This window comes from Taishania pollutisoli, assembly GCF_014518315.1.
In the GTDB taxonomy this organism is placed as follows: domain Bacteria; phylum Bacteroidota; class Bacteroidia; order Flavobacteriales_D; family Crocinitomicaceae; genus Taishania; species Taishania pollutisoli.
Map to the genome: position 1 here is coordinate 58,377 of NZ_JACVEL010000011.1, position 22,211 is coordinate 80,587.

The following is a 22,211-nucleotide window of genomic DNA, read 5'->3' on the forward strand; positions in this document are numbered from 1 at the left end:
AAACTACTGTCAACCTTTTGCAGTTCACGTTCGTTAAGGTAATATCAACCTGAAATTGTGTTTTGCGCAATTAGTTGTAATTAAAAATAATTAATTAGTTTTGACTATCTAAAAAGAAAATTATGAAAAAAAGATTTTTACTTGCATCTCTTATTTTAACTTCTCAGGCGTCTTTTGGTCAGTTGACACAGTCAAATGAACCTGCAATCGGTGCTTCTTCTTTAATGTATGTTGTTGATACAGGTGCTGTGACAATGGCTTCTGTTTCATCTGTTACAGGAACAGGGGTGACATGGGATTATTCAACGGTGAATATGAACATGGCGACTACACAGGCGATTGCTGTGAGCGATGCGGCATCTACTCCGAATGCTTCAGAATTCCCTACTTCCGTTAAGGCAATTACGCAGGGGACTATTCTGCAGTACTTTAATTCTACGGCAACGGAAAGAGTTGCTCAGGGATTTGTTTTCACTGATCCGACGTTCGGAGAAGTTGTTGTCGTTTTTGACACGGATGAGGCAATCCAGATGACATATCCGTTCAACTACGGAAGTACATCAACAGATGCCTATGTGGGAAGTACAGAAATAAATGTTGGGGTGCCGACAACGGCAACAGTAACAGGACAAGTGTACTCGATTATTGATGGTACAGGGACATTGAAACTGCCGGATGTGGATTTGACAAACTTATTCCGATTGACAACCATGGACACAACATTGGTTAATGCAGGATTTACGTCTGTTGAAGTAATCAGAACGCAACACGAATATTACGACCTGGCAGATCAGGATCTTCCGATCTTTGTAGATGCATATATTTCCATCTCGGGATTAGGTGAGCAACGACAAGTGTTGTCTAAAAACTTCTCTACAGTAGGATTGAAAAACAATACAATTAATGACGTGGTGTTGTATCCAAACCCTTCGAATGGTGAATTCACTATTTCCGGAGACTTTGCAAAAGGAACTGTAGAAGTGATTGACCTTTCAGGAAGAACAGTATATTCATCTGAAGTAACTGCAGGTGCTTCTGTCAAACTCAAGGAGGTAAAAAGCGGAATGTATACAGTGAAATTGGCTGCTGATGGTAAAACTTCAGTACAAAAAATTACGATTAAATAATCGGATGATTAATAGTTACCGGAAGGGGGTCGAAAGATCCCCTTTTTATTTTCATCATTTGTCAGCTGATAAAGCGTTTTTTGTTTTCTTGAGAAGGAATTACACAAAATGTTCCTCCGATTTGTTTTCTGCGACGGGCAATGAAATCGTAGACCCGATTTGTAATGCATCGGGGAAACACTGAAAACACTCGTAGTGGTTGCCAGTACCATTTCAGGTGCGGGATGATTTTAAATGCAGCTTCCGATTTTTGATAGAGGTGATTTTTTTCAAAAAAATAGACGGTTGTTAAATCCGGTGAAGGAAGGTGATGTGATTGAAAGAAACTCTCGGCAAACGTAGATTGCAATGCGCAAAAGTAAAGAGCGGAATGGCGTTCGTGTTTCAATACAAACTGAACACTTCGGTTGCATAAACCACAGTCCCCGTCATAGAAAATAATTGTATCTGAAATTGTATTGTCCATCGCTTTCGGATCCTGCTTAAAACTGGTAACAATGATACGAAAAAATGTTATTCGGTTTCCAATGGATTGTTTATAATTGATTCGTTTAAAAGAACTCCTATCTCAATTCTATTTGTTACCTTTGCCCTCTTAAAATAAAAATTATGGGAAAGCTGAAGAAACAGGATGCATTGGATTATCACTCATCAGGAAGACCTGGTAAAATAGAGGTTATTCCAACGAAACCGTACACTTCTCAACGTGATTTGTCATTAGCGTATTCTCCGGGTGTCGCAGAACCGTGCTTAAAAATAGCCGATAACCGTGAGGATGCATATAAATATACTTCGAAAGGCAACCTGGTTGCTGTAATATCAAACGGAACAGCCGTTTTAGGACTTGGAGACATCGGGCCGGAAGCATCAAAACCGGTGATGGAAGGAAAGGGACTCTTATTTAAAATTTTTGCAGATATAGACGTGTTCGACATTGAGGTCGATGCAAAAGATACAGAGTTATTCATTCAGACCGTAAAAGCAATTGCTCCGACATTCGGAGGAATCAACCTGGAAGACATCAAAGCACCGGAAGCTTTTGAAATTGAACGGAGACTAAAAGAAGAACTGGACATCCCCGTCATGCATGATGACCAGCACGGAACAGCAATTATCTCTTCTGCTGCCTTGCTGAATGCATTGGAATTGGCCAGAAAGAAAATTGAAAAAGTAAAAATCGTTGTTTCCGGAGCAGGAGCTTCGGCCTTGTCATGTGCACGGTTGTATCATGCGCTCGGGGCAAAGCTGGAGAATATCTACATGTATGACTCCAAAGGGTTGATTCATGCCGGAAGAACGGACCTGGATAGTAACAAGCAGGAATTTGCCGTGCATAAAAAAGATGTTGAATTCGGAGATGCATTTAAAAAAGCGGATGTATTTCTTGGTCTTTCCCGGGCAGGGTTGGTAAATAAAGAGATGATCAAAAGCATGGCTAAAGATCCGATCGTTTTTGCACTTGCAAACCCGGAACCGGAAATTTCGTACAAAGAAGCGACAAGCGCGCGTATGGATATCATTATGGCAACTGGTCGTTCTGATCATCCGAACCAGGTGAACAATGTACTGGGATTCCCGTTCATTTTCAGAGGAGCGCTGGATGTAAGAGCAACAACAATCAACGAAGCAATGAAGCTGGCAGCTGTTCATGCGATTGCGTCCCTGGCGAAAGAAACAATTCCTGAAGAAGTGATTGAAGCATACAATGAAAAATCAATCTCATTCGGACGCGAGTCCATTATTCCGAAACCCCTGGATCCCCGTTTGATCTATTACGTAGCACCTGCAGTAGCAAAAGCAGCAATGGAATCAGGAGTGGCAAAGCAGCCCATTACAGATTGGGATGCGTATGAAATGGAACTGAAAAACCGGTTGGGACTGGATAACAAATTGATCAGAAACCTGACGGATAAAGCACAGCAAAACCCGAAACGTGTTGTTTTTGCCGAAGCGGACAATATCAAAATCCTGAAAGCGGCTCAAACATCAAGTGAGGAAGGAACTGCATACCCGATTTTATTGGGGAATAAAGAAGTCATTAAAAAACTCATCGATGAATACAGCCTGGATTTTAATGATGTAACGATCATTGATCCGAAATCAAAAGAAGAGTTGGAAAGAAGAACTTGTTACGGGAAAAAATTCTTTGAAAAGCGCAAGCGAAAAGGGGTGACAGAATTTGAAGCCATCCAGCTCATGCGCGAACGAAACCATTTCGGAGCAATGATGGTTGATAACGGAGATGCTGATGCAATGGTTTCCGGCTTGACCCGAAATTACCGTTCTGTTGTTCGTCCTGTTATTCAGGCAATCGGATTGGAAAAAGAGGTAAATACCGTGGCGGGAATGTACATCCTGAATACAAAACGAGGACCGCTGTTTCTGGCAGATACAACAATGAATCTGAACCCGACAGCCGAAGAAATAGCTGAGATTACTGCCAATGTAGCTAAAACAATGCGCAAGTTCAAAATCACTCCGCGGATTGCCTTACTGGCGTATTCTAATTTTGGTTCTTCACCGGGAGAAGATCCCGAAAAAATGTCAAAAGCGACAGAGATTTTACACCAGAAATACCCGAATTTGGTGGTGGACGGAGAGTTGCAGGCAAACTTTGCACTGAACAGCGACCTGATGAATGAAAAATTCAGTTTCTCATTACTGGCCAACAAGCAAGTGAATACACTGATCTTTCCAAACCTTTCTTCAGGAAACATTGCATACAAATTATTGCAGGAAATTACGGAAGCAGACGCAATCGGTCCTATTTTGATCGGGTTGAAAAAATCGGTACACGTGCTCCAAATGGGAGCTTCTGTGCGGGAAATTATCAACATGGTAAAAGTCGCAGTCGTTGACGCCGGAAATAAATAGGACATGATCACGCATCTCAATGGAAAACTAGCTGAAAAAAATCCCACCAATATTGTTGTTGAATGCAATGGGGTTGGCTACTTTGTTAACATATCTCTTAATACATTCTCCGGACTCGGGAGCAATGAAGCAGTGCGGATTTATACCAAACTCATTGTGCGCGAAGATGCACATTTGCTGTATGGTTTTGCTACACTGGAAGAACGCACGATGTTCGAACACCTGATTTCTGTTTCAGGAATCGGTCCGAATACGGCTATGATTATGCTTTCGTCGCTTGTCCCGGAAGAAATCGCACATGCCATCCAGGTAGAGGACGTTCGAACGATACAAAGCATCAAAGGTATTGGAGCGAAGACAGCGCAGCGTGTCATCATTGATTTGAAGGACAAAATGTTAAAAATGAATTTTTCAACTGAAAATATAGTTGTCCAGAACAATACAAACCGATTTGATGCGTTAACTGCATTGGTTTCGCTCGGCTTTGACAAGAAATCTGCTGAGAAAGCGATTGATAAAGTGACACAGGACGATGATACCGTTGAAAAAATAATTAAAGAAGCGTTGAAAATATTATAAGTGTTGGAAAAGAAGGCACATTATCTACTTATGGGAAAAGCTGTAAGAATCATTTTCTTGATTCAGTTTGTACTTGTATTATCAAATTTGAATGCTCAGGATACATTGCGCTATCCGATTCCTCCTACATTTGACCCTACTCAGACGCAGCAAAACAGCTTTGACCTGGGAGATCCGTCTTCTGTTCAACAGACGATCGTCTATGACCCTGCCACAGGATCATACATCTTCAAAGAAACAATCGGTGCTTCAGGAATGGACTACCGTCCGCCTTCTATGATGACACTGGAAGAATACCTGGAATATGAACGGAAAAAATCAATCCAGGACAACTGGAAAGACCGCATTGATCAGCAGACGGCAGACAGTCAGCCATTTGCCCTTCCGATAAAAATCGATAATAAATTATTTAAAAGTTTCTTTGGTTCAGACCAGATTACAATCAAACCGCAGGGAACGGTAGAAATAGGACTCGGAGTCAATTCATCCCGTTATGACAATCCGCTTCTTCCCGTTAAACAGAGACGAATTACACGTTTTGACTTCAACCAGAATATCAACTTTAGTGTGGTCGGACAGATCGGTACCCGGATGAAACTGGGAATGAGCTACAACACACAGGCCAACTTCGAATTTGATAACGTTACAAAATTAGAATACAACGGAGATGAAGACCAGATTGTCCAGAGTATCGCGTTGGGAAATGTCTCGCTCGATCTTCCCACAACATTGATTCCAAGTTCCAAAACACTATTTGGTGCAAGTACCAAACTGAAATTCGGACGGACAACAGTTGATTTGATTGCAGCTTCATCAAAAGGACAACGAAAAGAAATCAAAGTGCAGGGAGGAGCCCAAAAACAAACTTTTGAAGTTTCGGCAGACCAGTATGAAGCGAACCGTCACTATTTCCTGAACTTTTATCACCGGAATAACTACGATGAAGCAATGAAAGCATTGCCGATCGTTAATTCAGGAATCAATATCTCACGGATTGAAGTTTGGATAACCAACCGGACCAATACGACGGAGAATACGAGAAACATTATCGCATTTACAGACTTGGGTGAAGGACTTGTTGAAAACGTCGAAGGGACACCGGGCGGGTATCCGACAATCCCCGGACCTAATCCGCTGCCTGATAACAGCATGAACGGCTTGTATAAATGGGCTTCGGAACAGCCGGGGATCCGTAGTTTTTCGGGCGCGGTAGCAACATTGGCAACACAGGTAGTTGCTCCGGGTCCGTTTACACAATCCATCCATTATGAAAAGGTAGAAAGTGCGAAGAAATTAAATGACGCAGAATTTACCTACAATGCCCAGCTCGGATTTATCTCATTGAATATTCCGCTCAACAACGATGAAGTGTTGGCCGTGGGATATGAATATACATACAAGGGACAGACTTACCGTGTGGGGGAATTGTCAACAGATGGAGTTGAAGGTACGGACGCCTTGATTTTGAAATTGTTGAAGCCGACGATGACCAACCCCACTAACAAATTGTGGGATCTGATGATGAAAAACGTTTACTCGTTAGGTGCCTACCAGGTAGACCAGGTCGGGTTTCGTCTGGATATCTTGTACAACAATCCTGAAAACTCATTGTACATTCCTTTCTTCCCTCAGGACGGACTGGACGACCGGCAAATTGTGACCTTGCTGGAAATGGATAAGCTCAACCAGATGGGGCAACCTTTTTCTGATGGGGTATTCGACTATGTTCCGATGACGCAAAGCGGAAGTCGTTTTGAAAACGGGGGAACCATTAACCCCAGAAACGGACGCGTATATTTTTCAACGATTGAACCATTTGGAAAGCTATTGGCGCAGAAATTAGCAGACGCGAATATTCCCCAGACAACCATCGACCGGCTTGCATATACAGAATTATACGATTCAACAAAAACCGCTGCGCAGCAGATTCCTTCAAAAAACCGCTTCCTGTTCCGCGGAGAATATCAATCTTCTGTGACGGGGGATATTCCACTGAACTCACTCAACGTTCCGGAAGGAGCCGTTTCTGTTACCGCAGGAGGTGTTAAATTGACCGAAGGAACGGATTATACTGTTGATTACAACTTGGGACGCGTGCGCATCTTGAACGAAGGTCTTCTTGCTTCCAATCAGGAAATCAAAGTTTCAGTTGAGAGTAATTCCGCATTCGGATTCCAGTCAAAATCATTATTCGGAGCACGTGTCGCCCACCGGTTCAGCCAGGATTTTAACGTCGGTGCCACATGGATGCGGATGATGGAACGCCCGGTAACCCAAAAGATAGATATTGGTAATGAACCGTATAAAAACAATATTATCGGGTTTGATGTTCAATACCGGACAGAACTTCCTTTCCTTACGAAGCTGATTGATAAACTACCGGTTATTTCAACCAAAGAAAAATCAATCCTTACGTTTTCAGGGGAATTTGCTCACTTAATCCCCGGGCAACCGAGGGCGATCAGTAGTTCCGGGATTTCTTATGTCGATGATTTTGAAGGTTCGCAAAGTACAATCGACCTGACCAGCTTGAATGCCTGGTACATGGCTTCTGTTCCACTGGGACAACCGAGTTTATTCCCGGAAGCAGCAGGTTTGGGACTCACAAAAACCTTCAATCGTTCAAAAATTGCCTGGTACCGGATTGACAACATTTTCTATAATCAAAATTCGAACACACCTCAGCACATTGCAAATGATCCGACGGTCAATTCTGATAGTCGAACGAGAAATGTAATCTATAAGGACGTATTTCCGTTGCAACAACAACAATATGGAGCGATACCGAACTTACAGTTGCTGGAAGTCGCTTATTACCCGAAAGAAAGGGGAATGTATAACTACGATACAACGGGATTTGTAGACGCAGACGGGTTGTTTACCAATCCACAGGATCGATGGGGAGGAATCATGCGTGCCATGACGACTACCGATTTTGAGCTGGCAAACATTGAATACATCCAATTCTGGGTATTGGATCCGTTTAATCAGGATGCAGAAGATGCAAATCCGAATACATTGATGACTGGAGGGGATTTGTATTTCAACCTGGGAAATATTTCAGAAGATATTTTGCCCGATTCGCGCAAAAGTTACGAAAATGGATTGTCTCCAAGCAATAGTCCGGGAAAGAATGATATGGACACTACGGACTGGGCACAAATTCCGAATGCGCAGGTAACGGTCAATGCATTTGATAACAACCCACAGGCACGGATCAACCAGGATGTCGGTTTAGATGGATTCAGCAATGCCAGTGAGCAGGTTCAATTCGCGAATTACCTGGCCTGGGTAAATGGAAACTCAACGTTGTCCCCGGCTGCAAAAGCACGAATGATTGCCGATCCTTCGTCAGATGACTACAATTACTACCTGGATGACAAGTATGATGAGCAACAATTAGGAGTGTTGCAACGATACAAAAAGTACAACGGAATGGAAGGAAACTCCCCGACTCCGGAAATGTACGACACGATGAATGTTAACGGTTACAGTACTGTTGGCCCGCGTCTGGACCCGGATCGGGAAGATATCAACCAGGACAACAACCTACAAGAAACAGAAAATTATTTCCAATATAAGATCAGTCTGCGTCCTCAGAACATGGTGGTAGGAACGAATTACATTACCAATAAACAAGAATTTAAAAAGGGAAATGGTGTTACAGAATATTGGTATCAGTTTAAAATTCCGATTCGTGACTTTTCTTCACGTATAAACGGGATCGTAGATTTTCGTTCAATACGGTTTATGCGGATGTTCCTGAAAGACTTTGACGAGGAGGTATTGTTGCGTTTTGCAAAACTGGAGTTGATCCGAGGAGAATGGAGAAGGTATTTACAGGATTTGAGTCAGCCGGGTGAAGGAGTCGTTACCGACCCGAACCTGACCAGTTTTGATATCGGTGCTGTCAACATCCAGGAGAATTCAGACAGATCACCGATCAAATACATTATCCCTCCGGGTATCCAACGGGAAATAGATCCTTCACAGCAGGTACAACGTCAGATGAATGAGCAATCATTGACATTGGAAGTGTGTGGTTTACAAGACGGAGACGCAAGAGCTGCATACAAGAATGTAACGTTTGATGTGCGTGGGTACAAGAAGATGAAATTATTTGTTCATGCTGAATCAATGGTTGGTCAGGTTCCGCTGGATAATGAAGACTTAACTGTATTTGTTCGGTTGGGAACAGATTTTACAGAGAATTATTACGAATACGAGGTTCCGTTAACGGTTACAGCAGCTCAGGCTTCTTTGGATACAGACGTGTGGCCGGAAGCAAACAACATTGAAATCGTATTCGAAGATTTTACCAAACTCAAACAAAAGAGAAACAACCTGATTACAGGGGGAAGTTCTACACTTTCTTATAACCTCGAATACAGTGAACCGGATCCGAATTACGGAAACAAGCGTATTCGCGTGAAAGGAAATCCGAACTTACAGGGAATCAAGAGCATTATGATCGGGGTTCGAAATCCGAAAAATAATCCCGCTAATCCATGGCAGGATGACGGAATGGCACATTGCGGTATCATTTGGGTAAATGAATTGCGATTGACGGATTTCGTGTCAGAAGGTGGTTCTGCTGCCATTGCCCAAATGCAGATTCAGGGTGCTGATTTCTTTAATATCTCTGCATCCGGAAGTTATTCTGGCTATAACTGGGGGGCTGTTGACAGTCGTGTTCAGGAGCGTCAGCGGGATCAGCGGATCAATGCGAATTTTAACTCCAATTGGCAATTGGGACAATTTTTCGGTAAAAAATTCGGATTATCACTTCCATTCTTCTTTGGTTATTCCATTGGTGTGATTAACCCGGAATTCGATCCGTATAACCCGGATATTAAATTGTCGGAGTACAGTGGAGAGGAACGAAGAAGAAGAGCGAGAGAAGGGCAGGATTTTACAGAACGCATCTCATACAACTTTACGAATGTCAGAAAACAACTGGCACCGGGAGCGAAACCGGCATTCTGGAGAATTGCCAACTGGTCGGCTTCTTATTCATATTCCGAAGACTTAAAGCGCGATTTCAATATCAAGTACGACCGTACGCGGATATGGTCCGGAAACCTGAATTACAACTATACATTCCAGGCAAAACCATGGGAGCCGTTTAAAAATATTTTCAAAAAGGATAAGCTCAAAAAGTCAAAGTGGCTGGCCCTGGTGCGCGATGTGAATTTATATTACCTGCCGAAGAATTTCAGCTTCTCGAACGATGTACTGAGAAGCTACAACGAGCGTCAGGTGAAAAACAATATTGTTCCGGATTATGAGTTTCAGCCGGTTTACATCAAGCGATTTACCTGGAACAGAGGATATAATCTGGGGTACGATATTACCAAGAATTTAAAACTGACATTTACAGCCAACAACCGTGCTATATTTGAAGAAGCAGACGGTCAGGTTGACAGAAAAGAAAATCCTGATTTATATAGACAGTTTAAGGATTCAATCCGTACACAAATGTCAACATTCGGAAAAACGGTTGATTACACCCATAACTACAACATCAATTATACATTGCCTTTGAATAAAATTCCGGCATTGGACTGGACAACGGCAACCATCATGTATGGAGGAACCTATAACTGGCAGCGGGCTCCTTTGGCTCAAGACACGTTTGGACATACCATTCAAAATAACAGGACAATCAACGCAAACACACAGTTGAATTTTACAAACCTGTACAACAAACTTCCGTTTTTCAAGAAAGTTCTTGCAGATGGGAGCGTGTTGAGGAATACAGCAACAGTCAGGGGAAAAGCGACTACAGATGGCGGGAAGCCGGAAAATTCATCGACGAAACAACCTAAAAAAGAACCTTCAATCGAAGAGAAATACCCGAAACCTGTTCCACCGAAACCGGAAGAGGACATGACTGAAAAAGAAAAGAAAAAATGGGATAAGGTCATCAAACGATGGGAGCGAAAAGTGGAGCGTGCAAAGAAACGAAAAGGTAAAGTACACCCCGTTGTCGGATTCTTTGCCCGTTTGGTAATGTCTGTGAGAAATGTAGGTGGTACGTATACGCAAAACAATGGGACACTATTGCCGGGATATGCACAGGAAACACGAATTTTAGGATTTGATTCGAAATTTGAAGCTCCGATGAGCGGATTTGTGTTCGGAAAACAACGATACAGTGTTACCGGGAAAGATACCGGATTCGATTTTGCACGTACAGCTGCAGAAAACGGATGGCTGGTCAAGAATGAAAATATCAACAGACAGTATACGAACACACATGTTCAAAACATTACTGTTCGTGCAGGTTTGGAACCATTAAAGGATTTATCAATTGAACTGACAGCTAACAGAACATATAAAAATAGCTCAACAGAGTTCTTCCGCTGGAACCAGGCGACTAATTCATACGAAGGACAGAGCCGGATTGATGTTTCCGATGTGATATATACAAATGTTTCGATCGGTTCTGCATTTGCAGCACTTGGTGATAACTACAGTTCCAATGTGTTCCAAAAATTACTGGACAACAGAAAAGAAGTATCTCGATTAGTCGGAGCACAAAATCCGAATGCGACTCAGCTTGGTTCGGGGTATTATTCCGGATATAACGGAAGTCAGCAGGACGTATTGATCGGGGCATTTTTAACGTCTTACACAAACAGGAAAGTAAACGATAAGAACATCAACCCGGTTAAAAACATTCCGCTGCCAAACTGGGCAATCAATTACAACGGATTATCCAAAATGGAATTTATGAAGAAATACGTGCGTACGTTTGTAATTAAGCATGCATACACATCAACCGTTTCTATTTCTGGAATGCAGACCAACCTGAATGCAATTTTTGACGGAAACGGTAACCCGACAGCCCTGGATATCAATAACAATTACATCACGAGAATGCAGGTGCAGAATGTAACGATGTCGGAACGCTTTAATCCGTTAATCGGTTTTGACGCGACGTGGCTGATCAAAAAACAAGGATTGATTACGAAGTTTGAAATCTCGAAAGACAGAAGTTCCACCTTGTCACTGAATAATAACCAAGTTACAGAAGTATTGGGAACAACGTATGTAATTGGTACGGGATATAAATTCTCACAGGTACGGTTACCGATCAAAAACCTGAAGCCAAGTGACATGAACCTGCGCATCGATTTCTCATTGCGCGACAACCTGACAGTAATCAGAAAAGTGGTTGAGAATACAAACCAGGCAACAGCCGGTCAGAAAGTAATGTCGATTAAAGGTTCCATCGATTACAATGTCGGAAGATTCTTAATCCTCCAGTTGTACTACGACCAGGTAATCAACACACCGAAGATCGCAACATCTTATCCGACAGGAAACATGAGTACGGGAATCAAATTGCGGTACAACCTTGCGGGAGTTCAGTAATCTTTAAAAGATGTGATTATTCGTAATAAAAGAGAGATTTTATTTCGCAATTTGTTAAAAAAAAAATCACATTGCAAAAGTGTTGGAAAAAGATTAAATTTGTAGGAAACAAAAATAAATAGATAAAGAATGAAAAATAAATTACTTTTAGGTGTAGTCTTGTTTGCAGGAACAAGTATCTCACTTGCTCAACAGCAGGCGAAAAACTTAAGCAAAGATATTACCACAAAACCTTCAAAACCAACTTTGGTAAGTGAAGCAAAAGCATTAGGTGAAGTTGTATGGCATGACAACTTTAACACAGTGGTGTACGGACCTGGACTTTCCAGTACAGGAGCGTCAACATGGACAATGGACAATTCCGGGCAAACAAACCCAGGATTCGGTTGGTCAACAGACGCAGCTTATAATGGTTGGTGGTTGACAGGAGCAGGAGCAGGAGTATTTGCTTCAACTTCCGGAGGAAATTTCGCTGAATTGTCAAACGGAACACAAACACCAACACAGTCAAGCGCAGGAAATCCGGCATTGGGGGTAACTTATACATTGACTTCCGGTGTAATTGATGTGCAGACATTGGCGGGAAGCGGAAACGCGATCTTGTCATTCGAACAAGACGGGGCGACTTTCAACGACGTACACGAAGTACAAATAAGCACAAATGGTAATACATGGACAACCATTTATGATAACGGAGATAAAGAAGGACAAACACGATTTGGATCACAATCTGCTGCAGATTATATCGAGGTAGATATTACTGATTATATCGCTGCATCTCCTACAACAGTTCAAATTCGTTTCAGATGGACGACAGGATTTCCGAATGAAGGAACAAATCCATGGGCGTGGGTAACATACGGTTGGTTAATTGATGATGTGAAAATCTCTACAAAACCAGATTATGACCTGGTTTCAACATATAGTTTTCACCACACTGAATCATACCAGTATTCTCAAATTCCACTTACACAGGTAGCACCTATCGTATTCAGAGCCGGAGTTAAAAACCAAGGTTCTCAATCATTGACAAATGTAATGTTGAATTTGGATGTGAATTCAGGAGCTGCTACAGCTCAGTCAGCAGCAATTACATTGGGTGCAAACCAGGTAGATACGTTGGAAGCTACATATACACCTGCTGCTTTGGGTGCATATACAGTTGCTCAATCATTGACAATGACTGAAACAGATGACAAACCAGGAAATAACGCGATTCCAAATGCACAGTTTACAGTTACAGATTTTATCTACGCTGTTGATAAAGGTGCTCCTTTTGCACAATTCCCGTTAACAAGTTTATCTGTAGGTGGTACACCGGTTATCGTTCAGGGTATTGGTAACTCTTTTGACATCGTTGCTGATCAGGAAATTTATGGAATTGATTTCCGTTTCTATACAGGTACTGCAATCAACGGAGAAGTGTACGGACAATTGTATGAATACGATACACAAGCATCTTCAATTGACCAGGTGTGGTTAGGGCCTTTGGCTGAAACAGATATGTTTACAGTAACAAGCTTGGCACAGGTTAACGCGATTCAAACTCTTCCATTCATCGGAGGGTACACGCTTGAAGCAGGAAAAACATACTTGATGTTGATCCAAATTTCAGGAGGTACTGTAGAATTGGCAACAGGTGGTACAACAACAACTTCTCAGGCTTGGATCCGAACAAACCATTCAAATGTTTGGGGTACATTTACTCAAATTCCGGTTGTTCGTGCGAACTTCAACCTGTCTTTGGGTGTAGACAACAACGAAGTATTGAACGGTGTTTCAGTATTCCCTAACCCTGCAACAGATAAAGCTACAGTTGAGTTTAACCTGGCAAATGCTTCTAACGTTTCTGTTGAAGTAATGGACATTACAGGTAAAGTAGTTGAAACTGTTTCTCTGTCAAATGTTGCAGCAGGAGCAAATACAGCTGATTTGAATACTGCAGGATATGCTTCCGGAATGTATTCAGTTGTAATCAAGTCTAACGATGCTTCAGTTACAAGAAAATTAGTTGTTCGATAAGATTCGTACAAATAAATAAATTGAAAAACCGCTGAGCAATCAGCGGTTTTTTTGTTTAGGTTAAATGCCTATTTTTGTGATATGGATGTTAAGATAGAAGAGAGTTGGAAGCTGCTTTTACAACATGAGTTTGAGAAGGACTATTTTCAACAACTGGCAGGATTTGTAAAAGAAGAATACAAAAATTATAAAGGATCTGTTTTCCCTCCGGCACCGTATATTTTTAAAGCATTTGATGCGTGTCCGGTTGACCGGTTGAAAGTGGTAATCCTGGGACAGGATCCGTATCCTACCAGGGGCCATGCCAACGGACTTTGTTTTTCCATTAACCCTGATGTACGGCCATTTGCAAAAAGCCTGATCAACATTTTTAAGGAAATTGAAACAGATTTAGGGCAGCCAATACCTGCAAACGGAGATCTCTCCCGTTGGGCGGAGCAGGGAGTGCTCCTGTTAAATTCAATTCTGACAGTGCGTGAAGGAACACCACAAAGTCACCAGGGGAAAGGATGGGAACGGTTCACAGACGCCGTTATTCAGAAAATATCAGATGAGAATGAAGGGATTGTTTTCATGTTATGGGGAGGTTATGCGAGAAACAAAGGCAAAAATATTGACCGCACCAAGCATGTTGTATTGGAATCCGGGCACCCTTCTCCGATGAGCGCCAATCAAGGATTGTGGTTCGGAAACAAACATTTTAGTCAGGCAAATGATTACTTGCTGAAAACAGGGAAAAAACCAATTGTGTGGTAACTAAATCGATGCAATTACCTCGTCGATCATTTTGTAGCCACCTTTCAGCGCAAGCAATTTCTGAATTACGTTATCGACAACCGCATCCGGGCAGGATGCACCCGAAGTAATGGCAACGACAGGAATGTTCGTAGACATGTAGTCGAATGATGTTTCTACGTTTTTGGTATGTATGTTGAACGCGTGAATTTCATTCTCCGAAATAAGTTCGGCTGCATCTTTGATAAAATACGTTGGAAATTTTTGCTCCAGCAACTCTACCAGGTGTGTCGTGTTGGAACTGTTATATCCTCCTACAACAATTGCCAGATCGGCCTCTGTATTCATCAAGCCGTAGACAGCCGATTGATTGTCATTGGTTGCATAACAGAGTGTGTCGCGTGTATCTGCGATGTGTTCTCTGATTGCAGAATCCCCGTATTTTTGACGCATTACAGAGCGAAAATAATCCGCAATTTCCTGGGTTTCGGTTGCCAGCATCGTTGTTTGATTCACCACACCGATTTTCTCCAGATCTTTTTCCGGATTAAATCCTTCTGAATACCGGCTTCCAAACAGGTGCTCAAACGCATCCCAGTCAATTTTCCCCAGGATATAATCGCCCAACATCTTTGCTTCTTCCATATTTTTGACAACCAAGGACGGGGCAGATGAACTGCTGTGCGAGAATGTAGCACGCGTTTCTTCATGGTTGAATTTTCCATGAATGATGACGGTATGACCATCTTCTCCTAATTTTTCAGATCGATTCCAAACCTTCTCCACAAACGGACAGGTGGTGTCGTATTGTTCAACGTTTACACCGATGACTGCCAGCCGTTCCATGATTGCGATGGTCGTTCCGAAAGCAGGAATAATGACAACATCATCGGGCGTGAGTTCCTCCCACGCAATTAATTGATTGCCTTTCGTATCCTGTATGAATTGCAATCCATGACTTAACAGATCTTTATTGACTCCGGGGTTGTGAATCATCTGGCTGAGTAAAAAAATGCGTTTACCGGGATTTTCATAGATAGCCCTGTAAGCGATTTCGATGGCGTTTTCTACACCGTAGCAAAAACCGAAATGACGGGCAATGTAAAATTTGATGGAGCCAAAATCCAGCAGTGTAGGGGCGAAATCCTTTTTTCGGGGATCCCGTTCCTTCCGTATTGCCTTTACCTTGCTGATGATGGGTGAACGATAGTATTCCGGAATGTCAAAACGTTTCATTGCATACCAAAGGTAGTTAATTTCACTGAAAAAATCCCTATAGAGAAGTGAAGTACCAGGGCAAATACATGCAAATTTTTCACTCTTTATATCCTCCATCACGCTGATTTCTTTAATGATTCGTATAAAAATAGCTCGCTAAGGCGCGAAGTATGAGGTGATTCTGATTGCGTCTTGGCGAGAACAAATTAAACGCATTTAAAGTTATACCTTATAAGTCAATTTGTTACAAATTGAATCATTTGTATTAGAAATGATAATTAATTTTAAATATCTGATTATTAATACGATAAAATTTAATTGAATGTAAATACGTTTGCCATGAAAACGGAGTAGCCTGTTACCTGGGAAATTGCTTAAAGGACAGATATTCCAATCGATTGTGTATCTTCGGAGCATGGAATTAACTCGAAAACAGAAATTAAACTATTTATTTAGTTTGCCGGTCATTGTTGCAGCATTAGGCTATTTTGTCGATATCTACGATTTATTGTTGTTTTCCATTGTTCGTATTCCAAGTCTCCACAGCATGGGATTGGACGTCGATGCCTATGGAACGATGATTCTGAATTGGGAAAAGACAGGTTTGCTACTCGGAGGAATTCTCTGGGGCATTTTCGGAGATAAAAAAGGGCGTTTATCCGTTTTATTCGGTTCTATTTTAGTGTATTCACTGGCAAATATTGCTTGTGGATTGTTACCTCACGTTGATTTTATGGAAAAGCAGAATGCGTATGCATTGTTTCGCTTTGTCGCAGGATTGGGGTTGGCAGGTGAATTGGGAGCTGGGATTACCCTGGTTTCGGAATCTTTGCCAAAAGAGTTACGGGCGATCGGAACGTCACTTGTTGCAGGTTTTGGATTGATGGGAGCAGTTGTAGCGAGTTTAACAGCCGATCTGGCCAGTGATTGGACCGTTTCTTATTTTATCGGAGGTGCCTTGGGACTCATGTTGCTGATTCTGAGAATCGGAGTTGTAGAATCGGGCATTTACAAAGGCATTGAAAAAAACAAATCGGTAGCTAAGGGGAATTTCTTTTCCTTTTTTACCAATTACGACCGTTTTGTTCGGTACATGAAATGTATATCCATAGGTTTTCCTACCTGGTTCTGCATTGGAATCCTGGCTGTTTTTGCCAACCAGTTTGGTCCCGCGTTGGGAATTGTAGGAGAGATTGACCCGGGCAAGGCAATCATGTGGGCGTACGTCGGGATTTCTGTCGGCGACTTTGCCAGTGGTTTTATCAGCAATTGGCTGCAATCCAGGAAAAAAGCTATTTTTTATATGATGTTATTTACGGTCGTTGGAATTATTCTAATGCTCTTTGGCGCGGCTAAAACAGTCAATATGTATTATTTCTTCTGTATCTGGCTGGGTCTGGGAACCGGTTACTGGGCGTTGTTTGTGACAATGGGAGCAGAGCAGTTCGGAACCAATATCCGGGCTACGGCAGCTACGACCATTCCCAATATGGTGCGTGGTGCGCTGATCCTGATGATCTTCCTGTTCAATTCATTCAAACCGTCAGTGGGGGTGATTTGGGCGGCAGTCGTTGTTGGTGTGCTGTCGTTCGGATTCGGAATCTATTCTACGCTGACCGTTTCAGAAACACACAACAAGGATCTTGACTATACAGAATAAAACAAGGTAGTGTGAAAGGTTGTTAACGGTATTTATTTAGTAACTTTAACAAGGAGATGACAACCGTTTCGATCGGTTTTAGCATTTTTGTAGTATGGAATTATTGAACTTTATTTTTCGTTTGGGGGTGGTTTTTGCCATCTTTGGTTTCATTTGGGGCCTGATCCACGTCGGGATTCGGTTATTGACAATTGGAAGACAGCGTCAAACGGCAGAAATTTATATTCTGAAAGCAGTGCAGTATCTGCTACTGGTCAATGTGACCTTTCTGATTTGTTATGACCAGAATATAAAAGGATTGGATGTCACCAGTCAACTGGTCTTCGGGAGCATCATCTTACTAATGTATTTCGTAGGGAAATTTCAAAACCGCAGAAATAAGCAGCAACTTTTTAAGCTGTATACAAACGGAATGCTTCAAACCGATTTTGGTTTCAATGTACGGGCTGAAATTGCTGTTATTGTTTTGTCCCTTGCCGTATTCGTGCTGTTTTGGTTCTACCCGCAATGGGCTGAAAACCCGGTATCACTTTGGTTTCAATCCAGTATCCTGAACATTGAAGACACACCTATTTTTGGTTTTATCTTTAAAGTCATCGGATTCTTTTTCCTGTTAAATATTCTGGTGAAAGTAATCAACTCCATTATGATGTTGCTGTCCGGAAGAGCATTTCAGAATAATCAACAAACCAATAACAGACAAGACGATAACCACTTTGATGATTTCGAAGAAATCAATTAATCAAATATGAATTTCATTGATATCCTGCTTCTGATCCCGATCGGGTATGCTGTCTACAAAGGGTTTAAAAACGGCTTCATTATCGAAGTATGTACTTTGCTTGCATTGCTCGTGGGAATCTATGCCGGAATACATTTTTCAGACGGAACAGCCAACCTGTTAAAAACCAGTTGGAACATCCATTCAGAATATTTACCTGTCATCGCGTTTACGATTACCTTTTTGGGAGTAGGTGCATTGGTCTTCTTCGGGGGAAAAATGCTGGAGAAAGTGGTGGATGTGGCCAACCTGACGCCATTGAATAAATTTCTGGGAATTTTATTTGCATTGATAAAAATCTTCTATCTGCTCAGTGTGTTTATTGTATTGCTGGAATCGTATGACGAAAAGGGTGATTTTATCAAAGAAGAAACAAAACAGGATTCGTTGCTGTACGAACCGGTCAAAAACCTGTCATTAACAACCATTCCGCGCATCAAAGAAAGCACGATTTTTCTTACCAATTCATTAAAGGCTGAACAAGATTCCACCGGTTTATCCGTGCAGGACATTTTACGTGCCAAAGAAATTGCCGACAGTCTTGGAATTGATGCCAATGATGCAATGGAATTGAAACGGATTCACGACGAATACAGTCAGAAAGAAACGACCAACTAATTCATATTTCGTTAATGAATATAATTACGGTTGTATCAGCTCCAATACATCATTCAGATCAGAGACCGGTGGGAGACATCCATCGGTTTCCGAGCAAATATAAAACAGGTTTTGTTCCGGATTTTTATATTTCCCTAACGGAATAACCTCTGAATGATAAGCTGTAAGGGTGTGAGGAATGTATAACTGATGCCATTCCGACAGCCGTTCACCGGAAGTATCTCCTGAGATAACCACTTCATAAAAACGATTCGTGTTATTGAGCAACAGGATCGCCCAGTTACTGTATCCCGAACCGTATTGTTCCATTCCGTCATACACATTCATCAACTGCTGACGAGCATCTTCCAGCCATGTGTGTTGTTCAAATAAAAGCCCCAGATTCCACAAATTAGTAGCCATGATGGAGTTACTTGCAGGAATAACGTTGTCATTGATGTCCATTTTTCGGGCAATGAGTGTTGTGCTGTCAGGCGTGAAATAAAACATTTTACTTTCCGGATGCTGAAAATGATTGATGGTGTATGTTGTCAATTCTTTCGCAATCAGAAGATACGCTTCATCCGCAGTGATTTCGTAAAAACGGGTAAATGCCTGAATGACGGTTGCATAGTCTTCCAGAAAACCGTCAATTGTACTCCTTCCGTTTTTTCGGGTTCTGTAAAGCGAAAAATCAATTTTCAATTGATGCGTTTTAATCCACCGGACAATTTTGTGTGCCAGGTGTTTGTACTCTTCTTCTCCGAAAGCAGCGTATGCATCACACAAACCTGTTGCCAGCAAAGCATTCCACGAAGTCAGTGATTTGTCATCGATCCCGGGGAAGACACGTTTTTTGCGTTCATTCCGCAGCAACTCGTTGACAGTAGTGATCCGTTCTTCCAGACGGGCTTCGTCCAATCCGTATTTTAACATCAGTTCTTTGTCGGAAAGCACGCGCAAAGGAATGTATTTTCCTTCTTCCCAATGTCCCCTGGAGTTGAAACTGTATAAATCGGAAGCAAACGCATAGTTGTCCGACAGTACATCCTGGTATTCTTTGAGCGTCCAGCAATAGTATTTGCCTTCTTCGCCTTCACTATCGGCATCGATGGCAGCATAATAGCAGCCTTCGGAATGATGCATCTCCCGTTGCAACCATTCGATTGTTTGCACTACAGTTCGTTTGTAGAGTGGTTTCTTGAACACTTTGTAGGCTTGTGAATAGAGGGAGATCAATTGTGCATTGTCGTAGAGCATTTTTTCGAAATGCGGAACTTTCCACAACATGTCTACCGAATAACGGGCAAAACCTCCCCCGACATGGTCATAGATTCCTCCCATAGCGATTTTGTCCAGGGTTAGTTCCACATGCTTCAGTACCGGTTCATCTGAAAACCGGATACCGTATTGCAACAAAAACAAGTAATTATTGGGGAGCGGGAATTTCGGAGCACGCGTATTTCCTCCTTCGATCGCATCGAATTGTCGTTTCCAACGGGTTACCAGTTCGTGGAGTTTTTCCTGTTGAAATGGTGCCGGTTCCTGAGGAATGTCAATCAACTCACTGCTGACAATCCCCTCGTGTAACCGGGAGGCGTATTCCTCCGCTTTTTCAGTGTCATTGACAAATAAATGCTGCAACGATCCCAAGATGTTTTTCCATTGCTCTTTCGGAAAATAAGTACCTCCGTATAGCGGGCGTCCATCCGGGAGCGTAAAGCAATTCAAGGGCCAGCCTCCGCGTTGTGTCATCAGTTGCACAGCGGTCATGTACACCTGGTCCACATCCGGACGTTCTTCACGGTCTACTTTTACATTGATAAAGTACTCGTTCATAATCGCAGCCACTTCTTCATCTTCAAAACTTTCATGTTCCATGACATGGCACCAGTGACAGGCAGAATACCCGATACTGATCAGTACCAGTTTGTTCTCTTGTTTTGCTTTTGTAAACACGTCTTCACTCCAGGGAATCCAATTCACAGGATTGTATGCATGTTGTTGTAAATACGGAGAACTTTCGTGGATGAGTGAATTTGCTTGTTTCATAAGGTAAAAATAGGATTTAATGCTATTTCTCACATAAATAATTTAATTTTGCCACATGATTTATTCCGTTATAGACGTAGAAACAACAGGTGGTAACCCGAAATCTTCCAAGATTACGGAAATTGCGATCTATCGTCATGACGGAAACCAGGTAACAGACGAATTTGTAACATTGGTGAATCCTGAAATGTCGATTCCCGAGTTTGTTTCCAACCTGACGGGAATTACTGATGCAATGGTGGAAAACGCACCTAAATTTTATGAAATTGCCCGGAAAATTATTGAATTTACGGAGGGAACCGTTTTTGTTGCACACAATGTCGGGTTTGACTACGGAATGATTCGCAGTGAGTTTCGCAGACTCGGATACGACTTTCGCCTACCGCATTTATGTACTGTTCGTTGTTCCAGGCAAATTATCCCGGGAAAAGATTCGTACAGTCTGGGAAAGTTGACCCGGTCACTGGGAATTGAATTGGTCGGGCGTCACAGAGCGGGTGGAGATGCATTGGCAACAGCAAAATTGTTAAGTCTGCTGCTTGAAAAAAACAGCAGCGGGTTGACAGGGCTGATTCAACACGAACTCAATCCGAATTTTTTGCATCCTGCACTGAACCTGGAAGAAGTGGAGGAAATTCCAAACCGTGCGGGAATCTATAAGTTCTTTGATGAGAACAATCAATTGATTTACCTTGGTAAAAGCAAGGCCATTCGTTCACATGTGGAGCAGCACCTCAAAGACACATCCATTAAAAAGAGCGCGCAGTGGTGTCGTGAGATTGCCCGTGTGGAATTTGAATTGACGGGAACAGATTTGATTGCTGCAATTTTGGAGTACCAGGCCAAAAAAAGTAAAAAGCCCAAGTATAACAGGACCGTTCGTACAAAGGCAGCGCCCGGTGAAGATTTGTTTAACGGTCAGTTGAAAGCGTTGGATTTTAACGGAGAATCGTTTTATTTGTTGGGCAAGGGAAGAAACAAACAGGAAAAAAGTTTGATTCTGGTTGAAAACGGAAGCTTTTCAGGATATGGATTCGCCCCGTTTCACATGAACAGGCTAAATCCATTGTTCTGGAAGCGGTTTATTTCCTATTCTTCTGAAGATGAAGTTATTCAACGGATGATCGCGAACCATATCAAAAAGAATAAATCGGAAAAAATAATGGTGTAGTTCATTGAGCGGAAA

At 42.1% G+C, this 22,211-nt stretch carries 13 protein-coding genes; 10 read left to right on the plus strand and 3 right to left on the minus strand.

The annotated features are described in order from the left end of the window. Window positions 1-122: 122 nt before the first annotated feature. On the plus strand, window positions 123-1,127 hold the full coding sequence (locus H9Y05_RS13750) for a T9SS type A sorting domain-containing protein (RefSeq protein ID WP_163491572.1): 1,005 nt from the start codon (window positions 123-125) through the stop codon (window positions 1,125-1,127). A 61-nt stretch (window positions 1,128-1,188) separates the two neighbouring features. Here H9Y05_RS13750 and H9Y05_RS13755 read toward each other — a convergent pair whose 3' ends face one another. After that, entirely contained in the window at window positions 1,189-1,593 is a 405-nt protein-coding gene (locus H9Y05_RS13755; protein WP_216714615.1) for a thiol-disulfide oxidoreductase DCC family protein, read from the minus strand. 143 nt (window positions 1,594-1,736) lie between these two features. Here H9Y05_RS13755 and H9Y05_RS13760 point away from each other — a divergent pair, with 143 nt between their 5' ends. The 5 genes from H9Y05_RS13760 to ung all read left to right on the plus strand — a co-directional run bounded on the left by H9Y05_RS13760 (window position 1,737) and on the right by ung (window position 14,738). Beyond that, window positions 1,737-4,001 carry an NADP-dependent malic enzyme gene (locus tag H9Y05_RS13760; RefSeq protein ID WP_163491570.1) on the plus strand — a complete coding sequence of 755 codons (2,265 nt, stop codon included), beginning with the start codon at window positions 1,737-1,739 and terminating at the stop codon, window positions 3,999-4,001. 3 nt (window positions 4,002-4,004) lie between these two features. After that, window positions 4,005-4,580 carry a Holliday junction branch migration protein RuvA gene (ruvA, locus tag H9Y05_RS13765; protein ID WP_163491569.1) on the plus strand — a complete coding sequence of 192 codons (576 nt, stop codon included), beginning with the start codon at window positions 4,005-4,007 and terminating at the stop codon, window positions 4,578-4,580. Window positions 4,581-4,610: 30 nt separating this feature from the next. Further along, the gene (gene sov, locus H9Y05_RS13770) at window positions 4,611-11,960 is read left to right on the plus strand and encodes a T9SS outer membrane translocon Sov/SprA (RefSeq protein WP_216714616.1); all 7,350 of its coding nucleotides are present in this window, start codon (window positions 4,611-4,613) and stop codon (window positions 11,958-11,960) included. A 129-nt stretch (window positions 11,961-12,089) separates the two neighbouring features. Beyond that, window positions 12,090-13,982: a T9SS type A sorting domain-containing protein gene (locus H9Y05_RS13775; RefSeq protein ID WP_216714617.1), complete on the plus strand. Its 1,893-nt coding sequence runs from the start codon at window positions 12,090-12,092 to the stop codon at window positions 13,980-13,982. An 81-nt stretch (window positions 13,983-14,063) separates the two neighbouring features. Beyond that, window positions 14,064-14,738 (plus strand): uracil-DNA glycosylase, encoded by a 675-nt coding sequence (gene ung, locus H9Y05_RS13780; protein WP_163491566.1) that lies wholly within the window; start codon window positions 14,064-14,066, stop codon window positions 14,736-14,738. On the opposite strand, the gene H9Y05_RS13785 is transcribed toward ung, so the two are convergent. After that, window positions 14,739-15,953 (minus strand): 4-hydroxy-3-methylbut-2-enyl diphosphate reductase, encoded by a 1,215-nt coding sequence (locus H9Y05_RS13785; RefSeq protein WP_216714618.1) that lies wholly within the window; start codon window positions 15,951-15,953, stop codon window positions 14,739-14,741. Window positions 15,954-16,350: 397 nt separating this feature from the next. On the opposite strand from H9Y05_RS13785, the gene H9Y05_RS13790 reads away from it, so the two are divergent. The 3 genes from H9Y05_RS13790 (at window position 16,351) to H9Y05_RS13800 (ending at window position 18,994) form a co-directional block, all read left to right on the plus strand. Continuing rightward, window positions 16,351-17,595 carry an MFS transporter gene (locus H9Y05_RS13790; protein ID WP_216714619.1) on the plus strand — a complete coding sequence of 415 codons (1,245 nt, stop codon included), beginning with the start codon at window positions 16,351-16,353 and terminating at the stop codon, window positions 17,593-17,595. A gap of 94 nt (window positions 17,596-17,689) precedes the next feature. Then, window positions 17,690-18,337 carry a hypothetical protein gene (locus H9Y05_RS13795; RefSeq protein WP_163491563.1) on the plus strand — a complete coding sequence of 216 codons (648 nt, stop codon included), beginning with the start codon at window positions 17,690-17,692 and terminating at the stop codon, window positions 18,335-18,337. A 6-nt stretch (window positions 18,338-18,343) separates the two neighbouring features. After that, window positions 18,344-18,994, plus strand: a complete 651-nt coding sequence (locus H9Y05_RS13800) for a CvpA family protein (RefSeq protein ID WP_163491562.1) — start codon at window positions 18,344-18,346, stop codon at window positions 18,992-18,994. Between the two features lie 24 nt (window positions 18,995-19,018). Here H9Y05_RS13800 and H9Y05_RS13805 read toward each other — a convergent pair whose 3' ends face one another. Next, window positions 19,019-21,025, minus strand: coding sequence for a thioredoxin domain-containing protein (locus H9Y05_RS13805; RefSeq protein ID WP_216714620.1), 2,007 nt, complete (start codon window positions 21,023-21,025; stop codon window positions 19,019-19,021). A gap of 55 nt (window positions 21,026-21,080) precedes the next feature. On the opposite strand from H9Y05_RS13805, the gene H9Y05_RS13810 reads away from it, so the two are divergent. After that, window positions 21,081-22,196 (plus strand): exonuclease domain-containing protein, encoded by a 1,116-nt coding sequence (locus H9Y05_RS13810; RefSeq protein WP_216714621.1) that lies wholly within the window; start codon window positions 21,081-21,083, stop codon window positions 22,194-22,196. The last annotated feature ends 15 nt before the right edge of the window (window positions 22,197-22,211 follow it).